Source organism: Vibrio sp. V42_P2S4T144, assembly GCF_009904715.1.
Taxonomy (GTDB): domain Bacteria; phylum Pseudomonadota; class Gammaproteobacteria; order Enterobacterales; family Vibrionaceae; genus Vibrio; species Vibrio alginolyticus.
In genome coordinates this window covers 1-7,357 of sequence record NZ_WXWS01000562.1, presented here as the reverse complement: position 1 = coordinate 7,357, position 7,357 = coordinate 1, and the positions used below count along the sequence as shown (strand labels likewise).

General features: G+C 45.0%; 6 protein-coding genes. 1 reads left to right on the top strand and 5 read right to left on the bottom strand.

Annotated features, from left to right (window positions below; all coding sequences use genetic code 11):
- Positions 1 to 142 precede the first annotated feature (142 nt).
- The 5 genes from hfq to tsaE all read right to left on the bottom strand — a co-directional run bounded on the left by hfq (position 143) and on the right by tsaE (position 5,728).
- Positions 143 to 406 (bottom strand): RNA chaperone Hfq, encoded by a 264-nt coding sequence (gene hfq / locus CAG68_RS18750; protein ID WP_005381379.1) that lies wholly within the window; start codon positions 404 to 406, stop codon positions 143 to 145.
- Between the two features lie 194 nt (positions 407 to 600).
- Entirely contained in the window at positions 601 to 1,533 is a 933-nt protein-coding gene (miaA, locus tag CAG68_RS18745) for a tRNA (adenosine(37)-N6)-dimethylallyltransferase MiaA (protein WP_054577180.1), read from the bottom strand.
- A complete protein-coding gene (gene mutL / locus CAG68_RS18740; protein ID WP_025768795.1) occupies positions 1,530 to 3,542 on the bottom strand; it encodes a DNA mismatch repair endonuclease MutL in 2,013 nt (670 codons plus the stop codon). Before mutL ends, miaA begins: the two co-directional genes overlap by 4 nt.
- A gap of 18 nt (positions 3,543 to 3,560) precedes the next feature.
- Positions 3,561 to 5,270 carry an N-acetylmuramoyl-L-alanine amidase gene (locus CAG68_RS18735; protein WP_025768796.1) on the bottom strand — a complete coding sequence of 570 codons (1,710 nt, stop codon included), beginning with the start codon at positions 5,268 to 5,270 and terminating at the stop codon, positions 3,561 to 3,563.
- Entirely contained in the window at positions 5,264 to 5,728 is a 465-nt protein-coding gene (gene tsaE, locus CAG68_RS18730) for a tRNA (adenosine(37)-N6)-threonylcarbamoyltransferase complex ATPase subunit type 1 TsaE (protein WP_005381372.1), read from the bottom strand. Before tsaE ends, CAG68_RS18735 begins: the two co-directional genes overlap by 7 nt.
- A 276-nt stretch (positions 5,729 to 6,004) precedes the next feature.
- Here tsaE and queG point away from each other — a divergent pair, with 276 nt between their 5' ends.
- Positions 6,005 to 7,132 (top strand): tRNA epoxyqueuosine(34) reductase QueG, encoded by a 1,128-nt coding sequence (queG, locus tag CAG68_RS18725; protein WP_025768797.1) that lies wholly within the window; start codon positions 6,005 to 6,007, stop codon positions 7,130 to 7,132.
- The last annotated feature ends 225 nt before the right edge of the window (positions 7,133 to 7,357 follow it).

Here is a 7,357-nt window from a genome sequence, read left to right as displayed (position 1 = left end):
GAAACCAGCATTTCGAACTCAGCCAGATCTTCCCATTCACCTTCTTGCGTGAAGTTGATATGAACAAGTACGGCTCGCTCACCGGATTCATAACGGTCAAACAAGCAATCAACTCCTTATTTTAAAAATACTCGATGAAGAATTAATCTTCTGATTTCTCTTGTGGACGCTCACCTTGTGGACGTTCACCGCTGTGATGGCTCACTGGACGAGCCGGCACAACTGTTGAGATCGCGTGCTTGTACACCATTTGGTTAACAGTATTCTTCAGCAGGATCACAAATTGATCGAATGATTCGATCTGACCTTGTAGTTTAATACCATTCACAAGGTAGATAGATACCGGGATACGCTCACGACGTAGCGCGTTTAGAAATGGGTCTTGTAGAGATTGCCCCTTAGCCATTTTTATTTTCCTTATTTAATTTGTAGTTGTAATTATTTAGCTAGTGGTGCAATGCAAAAGATACGGCTTTTGCATCTGAGCTAAACGAATCAAAAATGCACTCTAAGTAATTAGCAGCATAGTATAAAAACCGCCAACAACAGATCCTTTGAGAGTGCGTTCACGCAAAAACGATCACATTATACACAGCTATGTCAATCAGATGCTATTGCTTCCGACATCGTTTCTAATGCCTGTTCAATGTTCTCGCTATCCAACCAAGTTAAATCATCCCAGCTGCGTAACCAGGTGATTTGACGCTTGGCCAATTGACGAGTCGCGCATACGCCACGAAATACCGCTTCGTCACGTGTACACTCCCCATCTAAATACTCCCACATCTGTCGGTAACCGACGCATCGTATGGAAGGAAGATCGGGGTGAAGATCTTTTCGCGAATGTAACGCTTTCATTTCTTCTTCAAAGCCCGCTTCCATCATCTTCTCGAAACGGAGTTCAATCCGACGGTGAAGTTCTGCCCTATCCTTGGGAGCTATTGCAAACTGCTTGACTCGGTATGGTAGGCTTTCACCTTTCGTTTGAGTCAATTCAGTCAAAGTTTTACCTGAAATGCGAAAAACTTCCAATGCCCGAGATAAACGTTGGGGATCATTGGGATGGATTCTCGCGGCTGACACAGGATCAACCTCTTTGAGTTCATCGTGCAACACTGACCAACCTTTAGTCAATGCCTCTTGTTCAATTTGCTGACGAATTTCAGGATTTGCAGCAGGAAGTGGTGATAAACCTTCAAGTAACGCCTTGTAATACAGCATTGTTCCACCCACAAGAAGTGGAATTTTTCCTTCTGCAACAATATCATCCATCGCTCTCAATGCATCTCGACGAAAGTCGGCGACAGAGTAAGATTCACTTGGGTCCAAAATATCTATCAAGCGATGAGGCGCCAAACTTAACTCTTTTTCATCCGGTTTCGCCGTACCGATATCCATCCCTTTGTAGATCAAAGCAGAATCAACACTGATGATCTCAACCGGAAATTTTTGACGAAGACGAATCGCCAGCTCAGTTTTGCCTGATGCAGTTGGCCCCATTAAAAATAGCGCCAAAGGTAGTTTATCTGTCATGGTTTTAATTTGGCTATCGTGGCAGAGAAATCAACAGCGGATACGAATTTTGTATCTTCTAATGGCAATTGACCATGTCTTAGCTGTTCAAGTTCCGCAATAATTTGAATGGCTTCAGAAAAAGTATAGTGACTCTTCACTGTCGTGACCTGTAATGCGAGCCAATCTATCAACTCAGACAGCATCTGAGCCGCTGCTATACCTTCGTTCACACAAGATTGCGCGTAAGATAACAGATCTGGTACTAAATTTTGTAAGTTTTGTTGACGCAGCGGAGCTGGGACGCCCATCACCATTAAGGCGTGCTCGTTTCTCGCTTTCAATTGAATACCAAGCAATGCCAAATCTTGTTGATAATCTTGGGCCAGTCTCACTAATTCGGCCTCTAACTTAATAGATAGAGGAACAAGCAGAGGTTGTGCCTTGAGTGCACCATCGCTTGGAGTGAGCTGGCCTTTTACACGATAAAATTCTGCTCTAGGTAACGAGACTAACGCCGCCCCACTGTCACTGCCCATCAAAACAAATTGTTCATCGACCACCATCAGCGCTTTGCCTAATGCAGTAATCGATGGCATTGATGTGTGCGAAGTTATCGTTTGGGGCGCTATTGGAGTGACTGCCTGAGCCTCAAACTCTGGCGTTTTCAACAGCTCGTGATAAGCGCGTACTTCTTGTTTAGTTGGCGCTGGTTCTACGTGGCGCTCTTTACTGTGACTTGGCTTTGGTGCGGGTTTGGATTCCACCCAATCATTACGTTTGAATGACTCCACTACGCGCGCCTCTCGCACGGAGGTTTCACTAGGACCGCTATTACGAGGCTTCACTTCATAATCACTGCGTCCAGGATAAGCCGGTGTACTCTCTATCGCTTGATAAACCCGTTCTGGTACTGGTGAAGATGCTGGCTCTTGTACTTTTTCAGGCTCTGGCGAATGCTCAATCTCTTCAGACTCAGTCGGTTCCACGCGATGAAATGCCGATTCATTCACCTGTGGTTTATCAATCACGGCGCTTTGTGAAAGTGCATCCGTCAAAGCTTGATAGATGAAATCATGCACCAAACGAGCTTGGTGGAAACGCACTTCATGCTTAGCAGGGTGAACATTCACATCTACTTGGTGCGGATCTAGCTCAATAAAGAGCACATACGCAGCAAACTGATCTGGCTTTAAGCTCATTTCATAGCTTTGACGAATCGCGTGATTGATTAATTTGTCACGCATCATTCGGCCATTCACATAGCAATATTGTAAATCGCTTTGCTGCCTTGCTCCCTCTGGTGTGGTAATCCACCCATGTAACTTTAACCCTTGATGCTCAAGCTCGATTCTGAGCATATGCCGCACAAACGCATTACCGCAGACAGCAGCAATACGCTTTTCGGTTTGAAGCTGATTTTTCGCCGCGCGATATTGACGGATGATCTTGCCGTTATGACGCACATTGATGGTGACATCAAAGCGGCTTAACGCAATGCGTTTCAATAACTCATCAATATGAGCAAATTCGGTTTTCTCCGTACGAAGAAACTTGCGACGCGCTGGAGTATTAAAAAATAAGTCCAACACCTCAACAGTCGTGCCAATCGGGTGCGCTGCTGGCTTAAGCTTCACCTGCATATCACGCCCTTCGGAGTAGGCACTCCAGGCTTCTTCTTGTGCCGCAGGACGCGACGTGAGCGTCAAACGCGAGACTGAGCTAATACTGGCTAACGCTTCACCGCGAAAACCTAGACTCATAATGGCTTCGAGATCATCTAAGGTATGTATCTTAGATGTCGCATGACGACTGAGCGCTAAGCCAAGTTCATCTTTCGCGATACCTTTTCCGTTATCACGAACACGAATCAGCTTTGCGCCTCCTTTCTCGATATCGATATCGATTCGAGTTGCGCCAGAATCAAGACTATTTTCAACCAGCTCTTTAATCACAGAAGCAGGTCTTTCGACCACTTCCCCTGCGGCGATTTGGTTTGCAAGTCTGGCTGGCAAAATTTTAATCGTCATAATGAGTTAGAAGCTCACCTACTTGTTTGGAATGATCAGGACTTGCCCAACCGCTAGCTGATCAGAGCGTAAGTTATTCGCTTTACGAATGCTCGATACGCTAACGCCGTATTTGGACGCTATTTTGCCAAGGAACTCACCCCGAGAAACCTTGTGCTTACGAATCGGTTTATCTTTTACCGCGACCGTTATCTTCAACTTTTGCCCTACCCACAAGGTATCTGACTTCAAGTTATTCTCTCGGCGGATATCTGAAACCTTCACTTTATAGTGATTCGCAATCTTACCTAAGAACTCACCAGACTTAACCTTGTGCGTAATGGTTTCTGTCTCAACAGTAATCGGTTTACTTGGCACTTTAATCGTACCAGCAGAAGGAATGTTGAGCTTCTGACCAATTGCCAAGCCTGTCGACTTCAAGTTGTTTGCCGACATCAGCGCTTTAGAGCTAAGCCCATATTTGTTCGCGATCACCGATAATGACTCGCCACGCTTTACAATATGTACCATTGGCTTCGCTGAAGGCGAGAACACCGTACCCTCTGGTGGGTTATCTTTTAAGTACTTGACGACCGCCTTAGTGATAGCCTGAGCTAACTTATCTTGGTGCGCTCGTTGAAACAGTAAACGCTCTTCTGTTGGGTTAGAAATAAAGCCCGTTTCCACTAGCACAGACGGAATCTGTGGAGAGCGTAAAACCGCAAGGCTGGTGTTGATCGGTTTGGTGTTATGCAGGTGCGCAACACGTCCCATCTCACCTAGGATTTCTGTTGCCAGCTTATAGCCTTCTTTTTGTGAATGACTAAACTGCAAGTCCAACAAAGTTTGGTTCACGTTACGATCTTTTGTCTTCGTGAAGAACGCATTACCCGAGCCGCCCAATAACTCAGACTGTTTCTCATGGTTCTCGACCCAACGAGCAATTTCGGTATTTGCACGACGAGTATTTAGTACGAAGACCGATCCACCGCGAGGCTTCGGTGAAGTAAACGCATCTGCGTGAATGGAAATCAGCAAGTGCGCATCATTTTCACGAGCAATCGCGACACGACGGTTTAAGTTTACAAAATAATCTCCCGTACGAGTCATGCGCGTTTTAATACCAGGAGTCGCATCGAGCTGAGCAGCAATTTTTCTTGAGATACTCAATACCGCATCTTTCTCGTACTTACGACGTGAAGGGCCAATAGAGCCAGGGTCTTCCCCACCGTGACCAGGGTCGATAACAATTAACACTTCTTGAGCTCGTTGAACTGAACTCATGTCTTTGCTGGCCGCCGCTGGCTTACTCGGTTTAGAGGTCGATGCCTTCTTACCGTGCGGTAAATCAATCACCAAGCGGTGACCATACTGCCCACCTGGTGTTGGGCTTAATTTAAATAATTCCGCTTGAACGCTCTTTTTTAGTTCAAACACCAAACGATAAGTGCCCTTCTCTGGAGGCGAGCTTTTTCGTACCAGTTTTAAAACAGGGCTATCCGTAACAGTAACAGGCAGTCTGGCCTGCATCGTCGTGCTTTTTAAATCCACGACAAGGCGATCCGGCCCTGATAAAGAGAAATAGGAATAGTCAGCTTCCGAGCCTAAATCGATGACAACACGCGTTTCATCAGGTGAAGGCCAAACTCGAAAACTCTTAACGACGTTAGCAAATGCTAAATTGGGGATGAGAAGGAGAAAAGTGGCGACAAACGTCGCCACTACTCTAAAATTTGAAAAACTCAACATAGCTCCAATCGACTGAGTAACTGCACACCATAATCATTATTAGCTGTTAGTTCGGCTACACGTTGCTCACCTTGGTAGCGAATGTTTACATCAAGATCCGGTTGTGGCAGTAAGCCATGCCCTTTTTCAGGCCATTCAACCAAGCAAATCGCATCGTCTGTGAAATAGTCTCGAATACCCATAAACTCAAGCTCTTCAGGATCCGCAAGACGATAAAGGTCGAAGTGATATACTTGCCACTGATCCAACTGGTACGGTTCGACTAGAGTATAAGTTGGACTTTTCACGTTACCTTGATGACCAAGAGCACGGACAAAACCACGACTAAAGGTTGTTTTACCTGCACCCAAATCACCATGCAGATAAATTGTGGTTTGCTGGGAACAAAGCTGAGCCAAAGCGGTGCCTAGTGCAACCGTTTCATGCTCATCTTTTAAATTGAATTGTTTCGTGCTCATTGATGCTTCTCTAACTAATGATCGTTGACTATATAAAAATCAAAAGAACAGGAATAGTAAACCGTGTTGGTTTTGAGAGACAAGCTTTCAAATGTCATATGTGCGAAAAAAGTATCCAATAAACGGTATCTTAATCATCTTAGTATCGACCTAGATTTAGAATATATGCAAATGACTTCAATAAGCAGTATTCACAACATCAAAAACGTACCTAACTGGGTAGCACCAAAGCCAGAGATCCGTTAAGATCCGCCCCCCTTTATTCCGGTGGTTAACATGAACTACGAACAACTCGCACAACAAATCAAAGTTTGGGGAAAAGAACTCGGCTTCCAAAAAGTTGGGATCTGCGACGTTGATCTGAGTGAACATGAAGCAGCACTACAAAAATGGCTTGATGCAGGCTATCACGGCTCAATGGATTGGATGGCTCGTCACGGTATGATGCGTGCTAGACCCCATGAGCTACTCCCGGGAACCGTTCGTGTTATCAGTGTCCGGATGGACTATCTGCCACCAGAGGCTCAATTCGCTTCGAACCTCGCGAATAAAAGTCATGCCTATATTAGCCGCTACGCACTAGGGCGCGATTATCACAAGCTCGTCAGAAAGCAGCTAAATAAGCTCGGCAAACTTATTGAACAAGAGGTTGGTCAATATGGTTACCGACCTTTCGTTGATTCCGCACCAATATTAGAGCGACCTCTCGCCCAAAAAGCGGGCTTAGGTTGGGCCGGGAAACATTCCCTGATTTTAGATCAAGACTGTGGATCGTGGTTCTTTTTAGGTGAACTACTTATCGACTTACCACTACCCGTAGATGAGCCAAGCGTTGATCAGTGCGGTAAATGCAAAGCATGCATTACATCATGCCCAACACAAGCCATCGTTGAAGACAAAGTTGTCGATGCCAGGCGTTGTATCTCTTATCTCACCATCGAGTTCGATGGCGTGATTCCTGAAGAGTTTCGAAAGCCAATGGGTAACCGCATTTATGGTTGTGACGACTGTCAATTGGTTTGCCCATGGAACCGCTACGCCGACATAACGGAGCAAGATGATTTCCACCGTCGTGACAGTTTCAAAAACCCTGACCTCGTCGACATGTTTAACTGGGATGAAGCGACTTTTCTAAAAAATATGGAAGGCTCCGCTATCCGTCGTATTGGTCATATACAGTGGCTACGTAACATCGCTGTCGCACTTGGTAATGCAGAATATAGTCAGCGAATCATAGATGCGCTGGAAAGTCGGCAAGGTGAAAATAAATTACTTGATGAGCACATTAAATGGGCTTTGACAGAGCAACTGAATCAACTCCCCACTGAGAGTAATTCATCTATAGAGACGAAAAAGCAACGCTTAATAAGGATAGTCGAGAAGGGACTGCCGAGAGACGCATAGAGCGTAGTCTATATGCAAGAGATTGAAAGTACTTTTGCATGTTCAATTCATGACCTTGTTCTCAATTTTGTAATGTGGAAAAAAATTTGAGATTCAAGAAAAACAAGCTAGCAGAAAAAAGTTAAACACAGCTCGGAGAAATGACTAGGATCAAAAAAATACCAGTTAATGATCGTATTTTAACGTACTCGATCCGACAAAAAACTTATTTCTCTCTTATATAAC

Excerpts from the sequence above, each read along its gene's own strand:
- hfq (WP_005381379.1), bottom strand. The coding sequence starts at position 406 with ATGGCTAAGGGGCAATCTCTACAAGACCCATTTCTAAACGCGCTACGT.
- miaA (WP_054577180.1), bottom strand. The coding sequence starts at position 1,533 with ATGACAGATAAACTACCTTTGGCGCTATTTTTAATGGGGCCAACTGCA.
- mutL (WP_025768795.1), bottom strand. The coding sequence starts at position 3,542 with ATGACGATTAAAATTTTGCCAGCCAGACTTGCAAACCAAATCGCCGCA.
- CAG68_RS18735 (WP_025768796.1), bottom strand. The coding sequence starts at position 5,270 with ATGTTGAGTTTTTCAAATTTTAGAGTAGTGGCGACGTTTGTCGCCACT.
- tsaE (WP_005381372.1), bottom strand. The coding sequence starts at position 5,728 with ATGAGCACGAAACAATTCAATTTAAAAGATGAGCATGAAACGGTTGCA.
- queG (WP_025768797.1), top strand. The coding sequence starts at position 6,005 with ATGAACTACGAACAACTCGCACAACAAATCAAAGTTTGGGGAAAAGAA.